Below are 17147 nucleotides of genomic sequence, written 5' to 3'. Positions count from 1 at the left end.
TGTCCTCAGGTCTGTTCGCGTTCGAGGAGCCCCTTGTGACCACCCCCGTCGTCTCCATCGCCTACCACTCCGGCTACGGCCACACCGCGGTCCTGGCCGAGGCCGTCCGCGACGGCGCCGCCGACGCGGGCGCCACCGTGCACCTGATCAAGGTCGACGGGATCACCGAGGCCGAGTGGGAACTGCTCGACGCCTCCGACGCGATCGTCTTCGGCTCCCCGACCTACATGGGCACGGCCTCCGGCGCCTTCCACCAGTTCGCCGAGGACTCCTCGAAGCGCTGGTTCGCCGACGCCTGGCTGGACAAGCTCGCCGCCGGCTTCACCAACTCCGGCTCCAAGAGCGGCGACAAGCTGCACACCCTGCAGTACTTCCAGATCCTCGCCGGCCAGCACGGCATGCACTGGATCAACCTCGGCCTCAAGCCCGGCTGGAACACCAGCGAGGCCTCCGAGAACGACATCAACCGCCTCGGCTTCTTCTCCGGCGCCGCCGGCCAGACCCCGGCCGATCTGGGCCCCGAGGGCGTCCACAAGGCCGATGTCGCCACCGCCGAACACCTCGGCCGCCGCGTCGCCCTGACGGCCCGCACCTTCGCGGCGGGCAAGGCCGCCGCCTGAGGCTCCGTGCCATGACGTACGCGAAAGGGCCCGTCACCGGGAAGGTGACGGGCCCTTTCACGTAAGGGACATGCGGGGAGCGCCGGCTCAGTAGCCGAAGTCCTGGGTCCACCAGGGACCGCCGTCGGCGAAGTGGACGCCTACGCCCAGCGTGGTGAAGTCGCAGTTCAGGATGTTGGCGCGGTGGCCGTCGCTGTTCATCCAGGACTCCATCACGGCCGCCGCGTCGGCCTGGCCGCGGGCGATGTTCTCGCCGCCGAGGCCTGATATGCCCGCCTTCTCGGCGCGCGCCCACGGGGTGGCCCCGTCCGGGTCCGTGTGGTCGAAGAAGCCGCGGGCCGCCATGTCCGAGCTGAACGCCCCGGCCAGTGCCGCGAGCCGGGCGTCTGCGGTCACCGGGGAGCAGCCCACCTTGGCGCGCTCGACGTTGACCAGCCGGACGACCTCCGCCTCGGCGGCCACGCCGCGGTCGGCGGTGGAGGGCGCCGCGGTCGTCTCGACCGGAGCCTCGGTCGTCGGGTCGGGCTTCGGCTCCGGCTTCGGCGCGGGGGCCTTCGTGGTGGGCGCGGCCGTGGTCTTCCGCGGGGCCGGCGGCTTGGCCGGGGCCTTCGTCGGGGCCTTGGTCGGCGCCTTCGACGGGGTCGGCGTCGCCTTCGGGGTCGGCTTGGTGGACGGGGTCGCCGACGGCGAGGCCGCCTTGCCCTTGTCCGTGCCCGCGCTCGCCTTCGTGCTCGTCCGCGCGCTGCCCGGGTCGCCGGCCGGGGTCTCGGTGGACCCGCCCTGCGTCGTCAGCTCCGGCGTCTGCCGGGACTGGCTCGGGCGCTCGCTCGTGCCGGCGCTGCCGACCGTGAAGGTGTCCCCGCCGGGCAGCAGGCCCGAGGCGACGGCGATGGCGCCCACCGCGACGGCGGCGGAGGCTCCGAGCAGGCCGGTGCGCACGGGGGCGCGCCGCTTGCGGCGGGTACCCCGGTGACGGCGGTCCGAACCGTCCGCGTAGTCTTCTGCGGCGGGTGCGGCTCCGGCGCGACGGTGGCGTCCCATCTGGTCTGCCTTCCTCTTGCTGGTCCTGCTGTGGTCCTGTGCCGGCCCTGCGGCCTTTGCTGATCTTTGCTGTCGGTACCGTTTCGGACCGGCGGTCGAACAGGGCGGGTCCGAACGGGTGAGGCGTGTTCGGTCGGGACTGTAGTCCATGCGGGCCGGGGGCGATGTGCTCATCTGGCAATCCGCCCGTTAGCGTGCAGGCATGAGTGACGACGTTCGGATGACCGCCTGGGTACGCGGCCGGGTACAGGGAGTGGGCTTCCGCTGGTTCACCAGGGCAAACGCTTTGGAGATCGGCGGCCTGGTGGGCTTCGCCCTGAACCTCGACGACGGCCGGGTGCAGGTCGTGGCCGAAGGGGCGCGTGAGAATTGCCACCGTCTGCTCGCCTGGCTCCACTCCGCCGACACACCCGGGCGGGTGGACGGCGTCACTGAGATCTGGGCCACCCCGCGCGGCGGCTACGACGGGTTCGCCATCCGCTGACGATCACTCTCCGACACCCTCTCCGGTGACCGAGCGGGGCCTCGAAAGGACGCGCGGTAACAGCCGGGTGGCGGGGAAACCGCCTGGTGGTTGCCAAGGAGCGCCCGTCATGGAAGGCTGCCGGGTAAGGATGATCGCGACGCCCTGAGGCACCGAGTTCATGAGGCCCCGCCGCCCGCTGAGCGGCCCGGGACTCCTCGGTAGGCCTTCAAACGGGGCGTGATCGTGTTGACCGTCAAACTTTTTGGTGAGACTCTGGAAGCCCCGCGCACCTTAGCTGTTTGGCAGTGGAACCGGCACGACAAGCAGTACTGCCGAGCACCGCGGGTGCGAAATCCCTCACGACCCAACCGCTTCGGTCGGTCACTCATTGTGGAGGACCATCCATCATGGCAAAGGCGCTTCTCGGTTACGTCGGCGGCTCCGACCCGCGACTCCTCGCCGAGATGCGACGGCTTCAGCAGCGCGTCCAGGACCTGGAATCCGAGCTGGTACGGATCCAGTCCGAGAACGACTCGCTTGCCGCTGCCGCCGCTCAGCACCAGGGAGAGTCACTGCTGAACAGCATCGACCTCGACGTACCCCAGGCGGAGCCTGCGCTCACCTGACAACCCAGCCCCGAGGGGCCAGGTGGGAACCACTCACGCCGGCACAGCCGCATGGATACTCATGTCGGCCGAGCCAACTGGAACACTCACGCCGGCAGAGCAGACATGCAAGGGGCGCTTCGGCGTCCCTTCTTTCTTTCACCCGCCGTTCCCCTCCCGTCCCACCCCTCCTCACCCGAGGATCTGCCCTACACCTTCGCGGGTGAAACGCGCGAGCCCCGGTAGAGTCCCGGGCGTGCACCTCAAGGCCCTGACCCTCCGCGGATTCAAGTCGTTCGCCTCGGCCACCACGCTGCGGTTCGAACCGGGAATCACCTGTGTCGTGGGCCCCAACGGATCGGGCAAGTCCAATGTCGTGGACGCCCTGTCCTGGGTCATGGGCGAGCAGGGCGCCAAGTCGCTGCGCGGCGGCAAGATGGAGGACGTCATCTTCGCCGGCACGACCGGGCGCCCCCCGCTCGGCCGTGCCGAGGTGTCCCTCACCATCGACAACTCCGACGGCGCGCTGCCCATCGACTACGCCGAGGTCACGCTCACCCGCATCATGTTCCGCGGCGGCAGCAGCGAGTACCAGATCAACGGCGACACCTGCCGGCTGCTCGACTTCCAGGACCTGCTCTCCGACTCCGGCATCGGACGCGAGATGCACGTCATCGTCGGCCAGGGACAGCTCGACTCCGTGCTGCACGCCGACCCGATGGGCCGCCGTGCCTTCATCGAGGAGGCCGCCGGGGTCCTCAAGCACCGCAAGCGCAAGGAGAAGGCGCTGCGGAAGCTCGACGCGATGCAGGCCAATCTCGCGCGCGTGCAGGACCTCACCGACGAACTGCGCCGCCAGCTCAAGCCCCTCGGCCGGCAGGCCGCCGTCGCCCGCCGCGCCGTCGTCATCCAGGCCGACCTGCGCGACGCCCGGCTCCGCCTCCTCGCCGACGACCTCGTCCAGCTCCAGCGGGCCCTCACCGCGGAGGTCGCCGACGAGGCGGCCCTGCTCGCCCGCAAGGAGGCCACCGAGGCCGAACTGCGGACCGCGCTCGCCCGCGAGGCCACCCTCGAGGCCGAGGCACGCGCGCTCGTGCCCCGTCTCGAACGCGCCCAGCAGAACTGGTACGCCCTCTCCCAGCTCGCCGAACGCGTCCGCGGCACGGTCTCCCTGGCCGACGCGCGCGTGAAGAGCGCCACCGCCGCACCCGCCGAGGAACGCCGCGGCCGCGACCCGGAGGACCTGGAGCGCGAGGCCGCCCGCGTCCGCGAGCAGGAGGCCGAGCTGGAAGCCGCCCTGGAGGCGGCCGAGCGCGCCCTGGAGGACACCGTCACCCACCGCGCCGAGCTCGAACAGGCCCTCGCGTCCGAGGAGCGCCGCCTCAAGGACCTGGCCCGCGCCCTCGCCGACCGGCGCGAGGGCCTCGCCCGCCTCCACGGCCAGGTCAACGCCGCCCGCTCGCGCGCCGCCTCCGCCCAGGCCGAGATCGACCGGCTCGCCGCCGCCCGCGACGAGGCGGGGGAGCGAGCGGTCACCGCCCAGGAGGAGTACGAGCAGCTCAAGGCCGAGGTCGACGGCCTCGACGCCGCGGACACCGAGCACGGCGAGCGCTACGAGGCCGCCCGCCGCGAGCTGGCCGACGCGGAGGCCGCGCTCGGCGCCGCCCGCGAGGCCGCCGCCACCGCCGAACGCCGCCGCGCCGCGACCCAGGCCCGGCACGAGACCCTCGCCCTCGGACTGCGCCGCAAGGACGGCACGGGCGCCCTGCTGACCGCCGGACTCAGCGGACTCCTCGGCCCCGCCGCCGAACTCCTCGCCGTCACCCCCGGATACGAGATCCCCGTCGCCGCCGCCCTCGGCGCCGCGGCCGACGCGGTCGCCGCCACCGGCCCCACCGCCGCCGCCGAAGCCCTCCGCCTGCTGCGCAAGCAGGACGCCGGCCGGGCGTCCCTGCTCCTGACCGGCGCCCCCGAACCCGACCGCTCGGGAGAGACCGGGGCCCCCGCGACCGGGGGGCACCCGAACGCCGCCGACTTCGTCCGGGGACCCGACGAACTCATGGGAGCCGTCCGCCGGCTGCTCGCCGGGGTCGTCGTCGTCGACGACCTGGACCAGGCCGCCGAACTCGTCAGGACCCGGCCCGCGTCCACCGCCGTCACCCTCGAAGGCGACCTGCTCGGAGCACACTTCGCCCAGGGCGGCTCCGCAGGAGCGCCCAGCCTCCTCGAAGTCCAGGCCTCGGTCGACGAGGCCGCCGCCGAGCTCGACGAACTCGCCGTACGCTGCGAGGAGTTGGCGGCAGTCAAGAGCCGGGCCGACGAGCGGCGCCGTACCGCCGCCGCGCTCGTCGAAGACCTCGACGCCCTTCGCCGTACCGCCGAACGCGAGAAGTCCGCCGTCGCCCAGCAGCTCGGCCGGCTCGCCGGCCAGGCCAGGGGAGCGGCCGGGGAGGCCGAGCGGACGGCGGCCGCCGCCGCCCGCGCCCAGGAGGCCCTGGAGAAGGCGACCGCCGAGGCGGAGGAACTCGCCGAACGACTCCTCGTGGCCCAGGAGGCCGCGGCCTTCGGGGAGGGCGGGGACGAGGAACCCGACACCGCCACCCGCGACCGGCTCGCCATCGACGGATCCAACGCGCGCCAGACCGAGATGGAGGCCCGCCTCCAGGTCCGTACCCATGAGGAGCGGGTCAAGGGGCTCGCCGGGCGGGCCGACTCGCTCGACCGGGCCGCCCGTGCCGAACGGGAGGCACGCGCGCGCGCCGAGCAGCGCCGCGCCCGGCTCCGCCACGAGGAGCGGGTCGCGGGCGCCGTCGCCGCCGGCGCCCGGAGCCTCCTGGCCCACATCGAGGTGTCGCTCGTCCGCGCCGAGCGGGAGCGGGTGGTGGCGCAGGCGGCGCGGGCCGACCGGGAGGAGGGCCTGACGGCCGCCCGGACCCGGGGCCGCGACCTCAAGGCCGAACTCGACAAGCTGACCGACTCCGTGCACCGGGGCGAGGTCCTCGGCGCGGAGAAGCGCCTGCGGATCGAGCAGCTGGAGTCGAAGGCCCTGGAGGAGTTCGGCGTGGAGGCGACCGCGCTGGTCGCCGAGTACGGCCCGGACCAGCCCGTGCCGCCGTCGCCGACGGTCGGGGGAGCGGAGTCGGCGGACTCCCCGGAGGGCGTGGACTCCAAGGCCACGGACTCCCCGGAGGCCGACGAGCCGCGCCCCTTCATCCGTTCGGAGCAGGAGAAGCGGCTCAAGGCCGCCGAACGGGCCTACCACCAGCTCGGCAAGGTCAACCCGCTGGCCCTCGAGGAGTTCGCGGCCCTGGAGGAGCGGCACCGCTTCCTCTCCGAGCAGCTGGAGGACCTGAGGAAGACCCGGGCCGACCTGCTTCAGGTCGTGAAGGAGGTGGACCTGCGCGTCGAGCAGGTCTTCACCGAGGCCTACCGGGACACGGCCCGTGAGTTCGAGGGCGTCTTCTCTCGGCTCTTCCCGGGCGGCGAGGGCCGGCTCGTCCTCACCGACCCCGACAACATGCTCACCACCGGCGTCGAGGTGGAGGCCCGCCCGCCCGGCAAGAAGGTCAAGCGGCTCTCGCTGCTCTCCGGCGGCGAGCGCTCGCTGACGGCCGTGGCGCTGCTGGTCTCGATCTTCAAGGCCCGGCCCAGCCCGTTCTATGTGATGGACGAGGTCGAGGCGGCGCTCGACGACACCAACCTCCAGCGGCTGATCCGGATCATGCAGGAGCTCCAGGAGTCCTCGCAGCTGATCGTGATCACCCACCAGAAGCGGACCATGGAGGTCGCGGACGCGCTGTACGGCGTGTCCATGCAGGGCGACGGCGTCTCGAAGGTGATCAGCCAGCGACTGCGCTGAGCGCGACACACCTTCACCATCTCTTCAAGTGTTGAACTCAAGCCATCTGATAGTGCTGATTAAGTCACATGACATCGCCTATTGACTTAGAAACTTGAAGGCATAGTCTCTGCAACGTTGCTTTTACCTTCACGTGGTGGGCGGCGTGATGTTGTGCGCCACTGGAAGGGCTTGCCCCCCACCGAGGAGTCCATGTGACCAACACCGCGCAGGCGCCCACGCCGCCGCCTTCCGAAGGCCGAGCCGCCCACCCGGACCACCTCGGCCACGTCATCTTCATCACGGCCTCCGCCGCGATGGGCGGTTTCCTCTTCGGATACGACAGCGCCGTCATCAACGGCGCCGTCGAGGCGATCCGCGACCGCTACGACATCGGCTCCGGCACCCTCGCCCAGGTCATCGCCATCGCCCTGATCGGCTGTGCCATCGGCGCCGCCACCGCCGGCCGGATCGCCGACCGCATCGGCCGCATCCGCTGCATGCAGATCTCCGCGACGCTCTTCGCCGTCAGCGCGGTGGGCTCGGCCCTGCCCTTCGCCCTCTGGGACCTGGCCTTCTGGCGCGTGATCGGCGGCTTCGCCATCGGCATGGCCTCGGTCATCGGCCCCGCGTACATCGCCGAGGTCGCCCCCGCCGCCTACCGCGGCCGCCTCGGCTCCTTCCAGCAGGCCGCGATCGTCATCGGCATCGCCATCTCCCAGCTGGTCAACTACGGCATCCTCCAGCTCGCCGACGGCGACCAGCGAGGCGAGATCGGCGGCCTGGAAGCCTGGCAGTGGATGCTCGGCGTCATGGTCGTCCCCGCCCTCCTCTACGGCATGCTGTCCTTCGCGATCCCCGAGTCCCCGCGCTTCCTCATCTCCGTCGGGAAGACCGCCCGGGCCAAGGAGGTCCTCGCCGAGGTCGAGGGGCACGGCGTCGACCTCGACCACCGTGTCGCCGAGATCGACGCGGCCATGCGCAGCGAGCACAAGTCCACCTTCAAGGACCTGTTCACCGTCGGCTCCCGCTTCAAGCTGCTGCCCATCGTCTGGGTCGGCATCGGACTCTCGGTCTTCCAGCAGCTCGTCGGCATCAACGTCGCGTTCTACTACTCCGCGACCCTCTGGCAGTCCGTCGGCATCGACCCGTCGAGCTCGTTCTTCTACTCGTTCACCACGTCGATCATCAACATCATCGGCACCGTGGTCGCGATGGTCCTGGTCGACCGCGTCGGCCGCAAGCCGCTCGCCCTCGTCGGTTCCGTCGGCATGGCGATCGCCCTCGCCTTCGAGGCCTGGGCCTTCTCCGCCGACCTCGTCGACGGCAAACTGCCCGAGACGCAGGGCGTCGTGGCGCTCGTCGCCGCCCACGTCTTCGTGCTCTTCTTCGCCCTCTCGTGGGGCGTGGTGGTCTGGGTCTTCCTCGGCGAGATGTTCCCCAACCGGATCCGCGCCGCCGCGCTCGGTGTGGCCGCCTCCGCCCAGTGGATCGCCAACTGGGCCATCACGGCCAGCTTCCCGTCCCTCGCGGACTGGAACCTCTCCGGCACCTACATCATCTACACGGTCTTCGCCGTGCTCTCGATCCCCTTCGTGCTCAGGTACGTCAAGGAGACGAAGGGCAAGGCGTTGGAGGAGATGGGCTAACCCCCGCTGCCCCTCTCCTCACCCACGGAACTGCCCCGGTCCGAGGCTCCACGTCTCGGACCGGGGCAGTACGCCGTGGCCCCGCGCCGGTGCCGCAGGCCGTGGCCCCCGGACCGCGAGCCGGTGCCGCAGGCCGTGGCCCGCGCGCCCGGACCCGCACCCACCGCCCTCAGACCGTGAGCCGGGGCAGGACGGCGTCGCAGAACAGCCGCACGCTCCGCCATCCCTCCTCCACCGGCATCCCGCCGCACAGCGGATGCAGCACCAGGCTCTCCAGACCGAGCGCCAGGCACTCCTCCGGGGTGACGACCCGGTAGACCCCCTCCGCGCGCAGCTCCGCCACCGTCGTCGCCGCCGACCGCACCGCCGAGCGGATGTCCTTCGACTGCCAGGAGGCGTACGTCCGCGCCTCGTGCAGGAAGTGCTCCCCGTACTCCGCCCAGGTCCGGTCCGGGTCCTCCGACATGTGCAGCAGCGGCGTCACCTCGGCCGGCATCATCGTCCAGCCCTCAGTGCCGTACTCCGCGCACCGCTCCCGGTAGTACGCCTCCAGCTCCGGCAGGTGCGCGCTCGGGAAGAACGGCAGCCCGAGCCGGGCCGCCCGCCGCGCCGCCGCCCGCGACGAGCCCCCGACCAGAAGCATCGGATGCGGCCGGGTGAAGGGCCGCGGGGTGACCCGTACCGTACGGCCCTGATACGTGAACGGCTCCCCGCTCCACGCCGTGAGCAGGGTCTCCAGGAGCAGGTCCTGGAGCTTCCCGCGCCGCCCCCAGTCGACCCCCCGCTCCTCGTACTCCTCCGGGCGGTAGCCGATCCCCGCCACCGTCACCAGGCGTCCGCCGCTCAGCAGGTCGAGTACGGCGATGTCCTCGGCGAGCCGCAGCGGGTCGTGCAGCGGCCCGATGATCGCGGAGACCGTGACCGCGATCCTCCTCGTCGCGCCGAAGACCGCCCCGGCGAAGGCGAAGGGGGACGGCAGCCAGTTGTCGTCGACCCCGTGGTGCTCCTCGGTCTGCACGGTGTCGACCCCGTGCGCGTCGGCGTACGCGGCCATCTCGACGGCGGCCCGGTAGCGGGCGGAGAGGGACTCGGGGGTCGCGCGGGGATCGACGAGGTTGAACCGTACGACGCTGAACGGCATGGGAAGTCCCCCTCCGCTGGTGGGATACCGGCGAAGGGGGACGTTATCTGACGTGGCGTCAGATGGAAACGGTCTCGCGGTCCTCGACGGACTCCGCGGGCTCGACCGGCTCCTGGGCCGGCGTACGCGGCAGTACGGCGTACAGCGCGCCCGCCACCAGGATCGTCGCCGCCCAGCCGAGGCCGTTCTCGCCGATCCAGGAGGAGGCGAGCGGACCGGAGAACCAGTCGACCTTGGTGAAGAGGAGCCCCACGAGCAGCGCGACCGCCCAGGCCGTCATCGCCTGCCAGGCGAAACCGCCCCGGTACCAGTACGCGCTGGTCCGGGTCGTGTCCATGAGCGCCGCCGCGTCGTACGACCGGCGCCGCAGCATGTCCACGCCGAAGACGCCGATCCAGGCCGAGAACGCCACCGCGAGCAGGGTCAGGAAGGAGATGAACGAGCCGATGAAGCTGGTCGCCACCACCATGAGCAGGAAACCGAAGATCAGGCTGATCAGCGCGTTGACGCTGACCGCCGCGGCACGCGAGACCTTGATGCCCAGCGTCTGCGCGGTGAACCCGGCCGAGTACATCGACATCGAGTTGATCAGCAGCATCCCGATCAGGGCGATCACCAGGTACGGCACCGAGATCCACATCGGCAGCAGCTCGCCGATGAAGGACACCGGGTCCTGCGCCGAGGCCAGGTCCGGCGTCGACACCGCCATGACCGCGCCCATCAGGACCATCGGCAGGACGACGATCCCGGCGCCGCCGACCGTGGAGCCGACCATCGCCTTCGACGAGGCCGTACGGGGCAGGTAGCGGGTGAAGTCGGGACCCGAGGGGACCCAGCTGATGCCGCCGGCCGCGATCGTGCCGATGCCCGCGATCATCATCGCCGTCGAACCGGCCGGCTTGTCGAAGACCGCCGACCAGTCGGTGTTCGCCACCAGATAGGCCAGGACGAGCACGGAGAAGGCGCCGAAGAGGTAAGTGGACCACTTGCTGCACACCCGCAGCGCGTTGATCCCGAGCCCCGAGACGAGGAAGGTGCAGGTGACGAAGAGGAGCAGCGTCACGACGATGAGGAACGTGTTCGACCTCACGCCGAAGAGCAGGTCGAGCACGGTCAGTACCGCGTAGGCGCCGGTGACCGCGTTGATGGTCTCCCAGCCCCACCGGGCCACCCAGATCAGCGCGCCGGGAAAAAGGTTTCCGCGCTGACCGAACACCGCGCGCGACAGCGCCATCCCCGGTGCGCCGCCCCGCTTGCCGGCGATCGAGATCAGGCCGACGATCCCGTACGAGAGGACCGGCGCGGCGACCGCCACGGCCAGGACCTGCCAGAAGTTCAGGCCGTTGAAGACGATCAGGCCGGCGCCCATCGTGAGCAGCAGCACACTGATGTTGGCCGCGACCCAGGTCGGGAACAGTTCGCGGACCCGGCCGGTCCGCTCGGCGTCGGGGACGGGCTCGAGACCGCGGGTCTCCATCGCGCCGTCGTGCGTCGCGCCTGCGGCTTCGGAGGCGTCGTGGGGCATGGGGGTACTCCGTACGAAGGTGTGGGGGTCCGAACATCGTACATTCGCGCCCTAACGAGCAAAGGGTGCGTCAGACCGCAGAAGGGGCTGCCGCCCCCTCCAGGAGCGCCTCGCGCACCCCCACCCCACCCATCCCGGGCGGGCGGTGACCCCGCCGCCGAGGGGCTTTCCGCCGGCGTGCGGCCGAACGGCGGACCGGCCCGGCCCGGAGGGGCACGCCCTCGCCGCGAGAACGAGGGGACGCGGGCGAGGTCACGCCATACTGGTCGGGTTATGGAACTCATCCTTGCTGTAGTCATCGCTCTGGTCGTCGCGGTCGCCGTGACGAGCGGGCTCGTGATCAGCGGTCGCAAGAAGAAGCAGCTGCCGCCGGCCGAGCCGCCGTCCACCACGCCGACCATCACCGCTCCGCCCGCCGAACCGCATGTCGGCGAGGAGGCGGAGACGCCGCGGGAGGAACCACGCCGCACGGTCGAGGAGGTCGAACTCCCCGCCGAGGAGGCCGTCGAGACCCCGGCCGCCGTCGAGGACCCCGTCGTCGCCCCGCCCGCGGCGCCCGAGATCGAGATCCCGGAGCCCACCGCCGGCCGTCTCGTACGGCTCCGTGCCCGGCTCGCCCGCTCGCAGAACTCGCTCGGCAAGGGGCTGCTCACGCTCCTGTCCCGCGAGCACCTCGACGAGGACACCTGGGAGGAGATCGAGGAGACCCTTCTCACGGCCGATGTCGGCGTCGCTCCCACCCAGGAGCTCGTCGAGCGGCTGCGCGAGCGGGTCCGGGTGCTCGGCACCCGCACCCCGGAGGAGCTGCGCGCGCTGCTCCGCGAGGAGCTCGTCACCCTGCTCGGCCCCGACCTCGACCGCACGGTGCACACCGAGAGCCCCTCGGACGTGCCGGGCGTGGTCATGGTCGTCGGCGTCAACGGCACCGGCAAGACCACGACCACCGGCAAGCTGGCCCGTGTCCTCGTCGCCGACGGCAAGTCCGTCGTCCTCGGCGCGGCCGACACCTTCCGCGCCGCCGCCGCCGACCAGCTCCAGACCTGGGGCGAGCGCGTCGGCGCCCGGACCGTCCGCGGCCCGGAGGGCGGCGACCCGGCGTCGATCGCCTTCGACGCGGTCAAGGAGGGCATCGCGGAGGGCGCCGACGTCGTCCTCATCGACACCGCCGGCCGGCTCCACACCAAGACCGGCCTCATGGACGAGCTCGGCAAGGTCAAGCGCGTCGTCGAGAAGCACGGCCCGCTCGACGAGATCCTGCTCGTCCTCGACGCCACCACCGGCCAGAACGGTCTGATCCAGGCCCGTGTCTTCGCCGAGGTGGTCGACATCACCGGCATCGTGCTCACCAAGCTCGACGGCACCGCCAAGGGCGGCATCGTCGTGGCCGTCCAGCGCGAGCTGGGCGTCCCGGTCAAGCTGATCGGCCTGGGCGAGGGCCCGGACGACCTGGCGCCCTTCGAGCCGGGCGCCTTCGTCGACGCCCTGATCGGCGACTGACGCCTCGAACGACACGCGGAAGGGCCCTCGCCGTCCGGCGAGGGCCCTTCCGCGTACCGGGGCTCAGAAGTGCGTGCGGTGGCAGATGTACGCGAGCGTGCCGAGCAGCAGTCGCGCCTGCGGCGGCGCGCCCGCCGTGTCCAGCGTCGGGGGCCGCAGCCAGCGCACCGGACCGAGCCCGCCCAGGTCCGACGGGGGAGCGGTGACATGGGCGCCGGGCCCCAGACAGTGCAGATCCAGATCGGCGTCGTCCCAGCCCATCCGGTAGAGCAGCTGCGGAAGCTCCGCCGCCGCTCCGGGCGCCACGAAGAACCGCGCCCGGCCGGTGGGCGTCGCGCAGACCGGGCCCAGCGGCAGCCCCATGCGCTCGAGCCGGACCAGCGCCCGGCGGCCCGCGGCCTCGGCGACCTCGATCACGTCGAAGGCCCGGCCCACCGGGAGCAGCAGCGCCGCGCCGGGGTACTCCGACCACGCCTTGGTCGCGTCGTCGAGGCCGGCGCCCGCCGGGACCGGTTCCGCGAAGGAGAGGGGGTGCGCGCCCGGGGCCGTGCACGCCGGATCCCCGCAGGAGCACTGGCCGGAGACGGCCCGCGCCCCGGGCACCACGTCCCAGCCCCACAGTCCTGTGTACTCGGCCACCGCTGTGCACTCCGTGGTGCGAACGCGGCGGCGTGCGCCGGACCGCATCTCACGAATGCCGCCGATCGTGAAACCCATGTCCCCTCCAACGGGTCGAGCGCGCCGGTGGTTACGACCCGGAGCACCGTCGTCACCCTTCGTCACGATCCGTCGCCGAGGGTGGCGCGCGGTCGTGTGCGGGGTGGTGCGGGCCGGTGCGCGCGCCTCTCCGCGCATCCGTCCGCCGACTGCCGGTTCGTCGCATGTCAAGTGAATCGCGTTCCACGGGCGGCGAGTTCATTCGAAGGGGTGGCGAATGGTGGCGTTTCTTGAATCGCCCTCGTGGAGGGGTGATCGTAGGATTACTTTCGGTACTCGAAGCCCGGGGTCGCTTGCGCACGCGGGTATGCCGGAGGCAACCCGGTTTCCAGTTCGAAGGAGTACGAACGCCGGACGGGTGCCGCGAGACGCGGCATTCTGGTAGGGGTTCACATGGCAGGCAATCAGGTGGATGGGGGCGTTCCAGTGGGCGGCAACGGCGCAGACGGTACGACTGCCGGCAAGCCCGCGGACGGCGCGACCGCCGGCAAGCGCCCGAACGAGCAGCTGGGCTCGTGGTTCGTGCGCAGCGGCTGGTCGAAGGGCGAACTCGCGCGCCAGGTGAACCGCCGGGCGCGCCAGATGGGCGCGCACCACATCTCCACCGACACCTCGCGCGTCCGTCGCTGGCTCGACGGCGAGCAGCCGCGCGAGCCCATCCCGCGGATCCTCTCCGAGCTGTTCTCCGAGCGCTTCGGCTCCGTCGTCGCCATCGAGGACCTCGGCCTGCGCACCGCCCACCAGTCGCCCTCCGTCTCCGGCGTCGACCTGCCCTGGGCCGGACCGCAGACGGTCGCCCTGCTCGGCGAGTTCTCCCGCAGCGACCTCATGCTCGCCCGCCGCGGCTTCCTGGGCTCCTCCCTGTCGCTCGCCGCGGGACCCGCCCTCATCGAACCGATGCAGCGCTGGCTCGTCCCCACCCCCGCGGGCGACCTCGAGCGCCCCGACCCGCTCGCCGACGCCCGCCGCCCCAACCGGCTCTCCGAGATCGAGCTCGACCTCCTCGAATCCACCACCGCCATGTTCCGCAAGTGGGACGCCCAGTGCGGCGGGGGACTGCGCCGCAAGGCCGTCGTCGGCCAGCTCCACGAGGTCACCGACCTCCTCCAGGAGCCCCAGCCGGCCGCCACCGCCAAGCGCCTCTTCACCTGTGCCGCCGAACTCGCCGAACTCGCCGGCTGGATGAGCTACGACGTGGGCCTCCAGCCCACCGCCCAGAAGTACTTCGTGCTCGCCCTGCACGCCGCCAAGGAAGCCGGCGACAAGCCCCTCGGCTCGTACATCCTGTCCTCGATGAGCCGCCAGATGATCCACCTCGGCCGGCCCGACGACGCCCTCGAACTCATCCATCTCGCCCAGTACGGCAGTCGGGACTGCGCCACCGCGCGCACCCAGGCCATGCTGTATGCGATGGAGGCCCGCGCCTACGCCAACATGGGGCAGCCCTCCAAGTGCAAGCGGGCCGTCCGGATGGCCGAGGACACCTTCGCCGACGTCGGCCTCGACGGCGAGCCCGAGCCCGACTGGATCGGCTTCTTCTCCGAGGCCGAACTCAACGGCGAGAACTCCCACTCCTACCGCGACCTCGCCTACGTCGCGGGACGCTCCCCGACGTACGCCTCGCTCGCCGAACCCGTCATGGAGCGGGCCGTCGAACTCTTCGAGAAGGACCCCGACCACCAGCGGTCGTACGCGCTGAACCTCATCGGCATGGCCACCGTCCACCTCCTCAAGCGCGAGCCCGAGCAGTCCGTCGTCCTCGCCGAGAAGGCCCTCGGAGTCGCCCGCAGCATCCGCTCCGAGCGGGTCAACACCCGACTTCGCAAGACCGTCGACCACGCCGCCCGCAACTACAGCGACGTCGCCGAGGTCGTCCACCTCACCGACCGGCTCACCCAGCTGCTCCCCGAGGCCGCCGAGGCGGTCTGACCCACCCGGCGCCCCGGCGCCACCCGTACTCCGGCCGCGCCGGACGTCCCGTACTGCCCGACTCGGCTCCCCCGCCGCAAGGTCACACGGACGCCAGGCGCGGCCGGTCCTCTTTTTGCGCCTGAACCGGCGCCGCTCTCGCGGACGTGGCTGCTCGCCGTCGTGGCTCGCCCGTCGATGGTTGCCGTAGCCACGGGTGAGGCTTCACAGGAGCGGGGCGTTACTTGGCCGTGACCCGGCCGTTCACGGTCGCGTAACACGCCCCACCCCTTCGTCACCGCTGCGAAACATCGAGCGGCATCGGCGGAAACCGCCCTGCGCGAATCTCTGGCCCATAACCGGCCACCCCTCACGGCCGCAGCCGCCCGCCGGCCCCGCCCCCGCACAGGCCGCATTCGACGACGAGGAGACGCCGATGGCACCAGCCATCACGACCCTGGCAGCAGACGCCCCCGAGCTGTCCGCCGCCAACACCGGGTTCATGCTCATCTGCTCCGCCCTGGTCATGCTGATGACCCCGGCACTCGCCTTCTTCTACGGAGGCATGGTCCGCGTCAAATCCACCCTCAACATGCTGATGATGAGCTTCATCAGCCTCGGGATCGTCACGATCCTGTGGGTGCTCTTCGGCTTCAGCCTCGCCTTCGGCACCGACTCGGGCTCGATCATCGGCTGGTCCTCCGACTACGTCGGCCTCAGCGGCATCGGCGTCACCGAGCTCTGGGACGGCTACACCATCCCGGTGTACGTCTTCGCCGTCTTCCAGCTGATGTTCGCCATCCTCACCCCCGCCCTGATCAGCGGCGCCCTCGCCGACCGCGTCAAGTTCACCGCCTGGGCCCTCTTCATCACCCTCTGGGTCACCGTCGTCTACTTCCCCGTCGCCCACTGGGTCTGGGGCGCCGGCGGCTGGCTCTTCGAGATGGGCGTCATCGACTTCGCCGGCGGCACGGCGGTCCACATCAACGCCGGCGCCGCGGCCCTCGGCGTCATCCTCGTCATCGGCAAGCGCGTCGGCTTCAAGAAGGACCCGATGCGCCCGCACAGCCTCCCGCTGGTCATGCTGGGCGCCGGTCTCCTCTGGTTCGGCTGGTTCGGCTTCAACGCCGGCTCCTGGCTCGGCAACGACGACGGCGTCGGCGCGGTGATGTTCGTCAACACCCAGGTCGCCACCGCCGCCGCCATGCTCGCCTGGCTCGCGTACGAGAAGATCCGCCACGGCTCCTTCACCACCCTGGGCGCCGCCTCCGGCGCGGTCGCCGGCCTCGTCGCCATCACCCCGTCCGGCGGCGCCGTCAGCCCGCTCGGCGCGATCGCCATCGGCGTCATCGCCGGTCTCCTCTGCGCCATGGCCGTCGGCCTCAAGTACAAGTTCGGCTACGACGACTCCCTCGACGTCATCGGCGTCCACCTCGTCGGCGGTGTCCTCGGCTCCCTCCTCGTCGGCCTCTTCGCCACCGGCGGCGTCCAGTCCGACGCCAAGGGCCTCTTCTACGGCGGCGGCCTGGATCAGCTCGGCAAGCAGGCCGTCGGCGTCGTCGCCGTCCTCGCCTACTCTCTGATCGCCTCCGCGATCCTCGCGCTCCTCATCGACAAGACGATGGGCATGCGGGTCAGCGAGGACGACGAGGTCTCCGGCATCGACCAGGTCGAGCACGCCGAGACCGCGTACGACTTCAGCGGAGCCGGCGGCGGCGCGTCCTCGCGCTCCACCGCCGCCCTCGCCCCGGCCGTCACGGAGAACAAGAAGGTGGACGCATGAAGCTCATCACCGCGGTCGTGAAGCCGCACCGGCTCGACGAGATCAAGGAGGCCCTCCAGGCGTTCGGCGTCCACGGCCTCACCGTCACCGAGGCCAGCGGCTACGGCCGCCAGCGCGGCCACACCGAGGTCTACCGGGGCGCCGAGTACACGGTCGACCTGGTCCCCAAGATCCGCATCGAGGTCCTCGTCGAGGACGAGGACGCCGAACAGCTCATCGACGTCGTCGTGAAGGCCGCCCGAACCGGCAAGATCGGAGACGGCAAGGTGTGGAGCGTGCCGGTCGAGACCGCCGTACGCGTCCGCACCGGCGAACGCGGCCCGGACGCCCTGTAGACAGCGGTCCGGACGCACCGTG

13 protein-coding genes are annotated in these 17147 nt (G+C 71.5%); 9 read left to right on the top strand and 4 right to left on the bottom strand.

Annotation, left to right across the window (positions count from 1 at the left end; all coding sequences use genetic code 11):
• Positions 1–35 precede the first annotated feature (35 nt).
• Positions 36–620 (top strand): flavodoxin family protein, encoded by a 585-nt coding sequence (locus tag ACIP8Z_RS31680; protein WP_402089594.1) that lies wholly within the window; start codon positions 36–38, stop codon positions 618–620.
• 87 nt (positions 621–707) lie between these two features.
• Here the strand turns inward: ACIP8Z_RS31680 and ACIP8Z_RS31675 are convergent, their stop codons facing one another.
• Positions 708–1661 carry a CAP domain-containing protein gene (locus tag ACIP8Z_RS31675; protein ID WP_402089592.1) on the bottom strand — a complete coding sequence of 318 codons (954 nt, stop codon included), beginning with the start codon at positions 1659–1661 and terminating at the stop codon, positions 708–710.
• A 202-nt stretch (positions 1662–1863) separates the two neighbouring features.
• Here ACIP8Z_RS31675 and ACIP8Z_RS31670 point away from each other — a divergent pair, with 202 nt between their 5' ends.
• From ACIP8Z_RS31670 to ACIP8Z_RS31655, 4 genes are all read left to right on the top strand, one after another.
• Positions 1864–2145, top strand: a complete 282-nt coding sequence (locus ACIP8Z_RS31670) for an acylphosphatase (protein WP_030325609.1) — start codon at positions 1864–1866, stop codon at positions 2143–2145.
• A gap of 389 nt (positions 2146–2534) precedes the next feature.
• On the top strand, positions 2535–2753 hold the full coding sequence (locus ACIP8Z_RS31665) for a hypothetical protein (protein WP_015036455.1): 219 nt from the start codon (positions 2535–2537) through the stop codon (positions 2751–2753).
• A gap of 235 nt (positions 2754–2988) precedes the next feature.
• Entirely contained in the window at positions 2989–6591 is a 3603-nt protein-coding gene (gene smc / locus ACIP8Z_RS31660) for a chromosome segregation protein SMC (RefSeq protein WP_402089590.1), read from the top strand.
• A 194-nt stretch (positions 6592–6785) separates the two neighbouring features.
• The gene (locus ACIP8Z_RS31655; RefSeq protein ID WP_402089588.1) at positions 6786–8219 is read left to right on the top strand and encodes a sugar porter family MFS transporter; all 1434 of its coding nucleotides are present in this window, start codon (positions 6786–6788) and stop codon (positions 8217–8219) included.
• A 169-nt stretch (positions 8220–8388) separates the two neighbouring features.
• Here the strand turns inward: ACIP8Z_RS31655 and ACIP8Z_RS31650 are convergent, their stop codons facing one another.
• Both ACIP8Z_RS31650 and ACIP8Z_RS31645 read right to left on the bottom strand, forming a co-directional pair.
• Positions 8389–9360, bottom strand: coding sequence for an LLM class flavin-dependent oxidoreductase (locus ACIP8Z_RS31650; protein ID WP_402089586.1), 972 nt, complete (start codon positions 9358–9360; stop codon positions 8389–8391).
• Positions 9361–9418: 58 nt separating this feature from the next.
• Positions 9419–10885: a cytosine permease gene (locus ACIP8Z_RS31645; protein WP_402089584.1), complete on the bottom strand. Its 1467-nt coding sequence runs from the start codon at positions 10883–10885 to the stop codon at positions 9419–9421.
• A gap of 273 nt (positions 10886–11158) precedes the next feature.
• Here ACIP8Z_RS31645 and ftsY point away from each other — a divergent pair, with 273 nt between their 5' ends.
• On the top strand, positions 11159–12382 hold the full coding sequence (gene ftsY, locus ACIP8Z_RS31640) for a signal recognition particle-docking protein FtsY (RefSeq protein ID WP_402089582.1): 1224 nt from the start codon (positions 11159–11161) through the stop codon (positions 12380–12382).
• 63 nt (positions 12383–12445) lie between these two features.
• On the opposite strand, the gene ACIP8Z_RS31635 is transcribed toward ftsY, so the two are convergent.
• Positions 12446–13099: a bifunctional DNA primase/polymerase gene (locus ACIP8Z_RS31635; protein WP_402089580.1), complete on the bottom strand. Its 654-nt coding sequence runs from the start codon at positions 13097–13099 to the stop codon at positions 12446–12448.
• 393 nt (positions 13100–13492) lie between these two features.
• On the opposite strand from ACIP8Z_RS31635, the gene ACIP8Z_RS31630 reads away from it, so the two are divergent.
• From ACIP8Z_RS31630 to ACIP8Z_RS31620, 3 genes are all read left to right on the top strand, one after another.
• Complete coding sequence (locus ACIP8Z_RS31630) at positions 13493–15028, top strand: hypothetical protein (RefSeq protein WP_402089578.1); 1536 nt, start codon at positions 13493–13495, stop codon at positions 15026–15028.
• A gap of 415 nt (positions 15029–15443) precedes the next feature.
• Positions 15444–16790, top strand: a complete 1347-nt coding sequence (locus tag ACIP8Z_RS31625; protein ID WP_402089576.1) for an ammonium transporter — start codon at positions 15444–15446, stop codon at positions 16788–16790.
• Positions 16787–17125 carry a P-II family nitrogen regulator gene (locus tag ACIP8Z_RS31620; protein WP_015036464.1) on the top strand — a complete coding sequence of 113 codons (339 nt, stop codon included), beginning with the start codon at positions 16787–16789 and terminating at the stop codon, positions 17123–17125. Before ACIP8Z_RS31625 ends, ACIP8Z_RS31620 begins: the two co-directional genes overlap by 4 nt.
• Positions 17126–17147 lie beyond the last annotated feature (22 nt).

Origin of the sequence: Streptomyces sp. NPDC088553 (assembly GCF_044752965.1) — a bacterium.
Taxonomy (GTDB): Bacteria; Actinomycetota; Actinomycetes; order Streptomycetales; family Streptomycetaceae; genus Streptomyces.
The sequence above is the reverse complement of the archived record's forward strand: the minus strand, read 5'-3'. Positions and strand labels throughout refer to the sequence as shown.

Coding starts and splice junctions, on each gene's coding strand:
- ACIP8Z_RS31675 (WP_402089592.1), bottom strand. CDS start 1,661: ATGGGACGCCACCGTCGCGCCGGAGCCGCACCCGCCGCAGAAGACTAC.
- ACIP8Z_RS31670 (WP_030325609.1), top strand. CDS start 1,864: ATGAGTGACGACGTTCGGATGACCGCCTGGGTACGCGGCCGGGTACAG.
- ACIP8Z_RS31665 (WP_015036455.1), top strand. CDS start 2,535: ATGGCAAAGGCGCTTCTCGGTTACGTCGGCGGCTCCGACCCGCGACTC.
- ACIP8Z_RS31650 (WP_402089586.1), bottom strand. CDS start 9,360: ATGCCGTTCAGCGTCGTACGGTTCAACCTCGTCGATCCCCGCGCGACC.
- ACIP8Z_RS31645 (WP_402089584.1), bottom strand. CDS start 10,885: ATGCCCCACGACGCCTCCGAAGCCGCAGGCGCGACGCACGACGGCGCG.
- ftsY (WP_402089582.1), top strand. CDS start 11,159: ATGGAACTCATCCTTGCTGTAGTCATCGCTCTGGTCGTCGCGGTCGCC.
- ACIP8Z_RS31635 (WP_402089580.1), bottom strand. CDS start 13,099: ATGGGTTTCACGATCGGCGGCATTCGTGAGATGCGGTCCGGCGCACGC.
- ACIP8Z_RS31630 (WP_402089578.1), top strand. CDS start 13,493: ATGGCAGGCAATCAGGTGGATGGGGGCGTTCCAGTGGGCGGCAACGGC.
- ACIP8Z_RS31625 (WP_402089576.1), top strand. CDS start 15,444: ATGGCACCAGCCATCACGACCCTGGCAGCAGACGCCCCCGAGCTGTCC.
- ACIP8Z_RS31620 (WP_015036464.1), top strand. CDS start 16,787: ATGAAGCTCATCACCGCGGTCGTGAAGCCGCACCGGCTCGACGAGATC.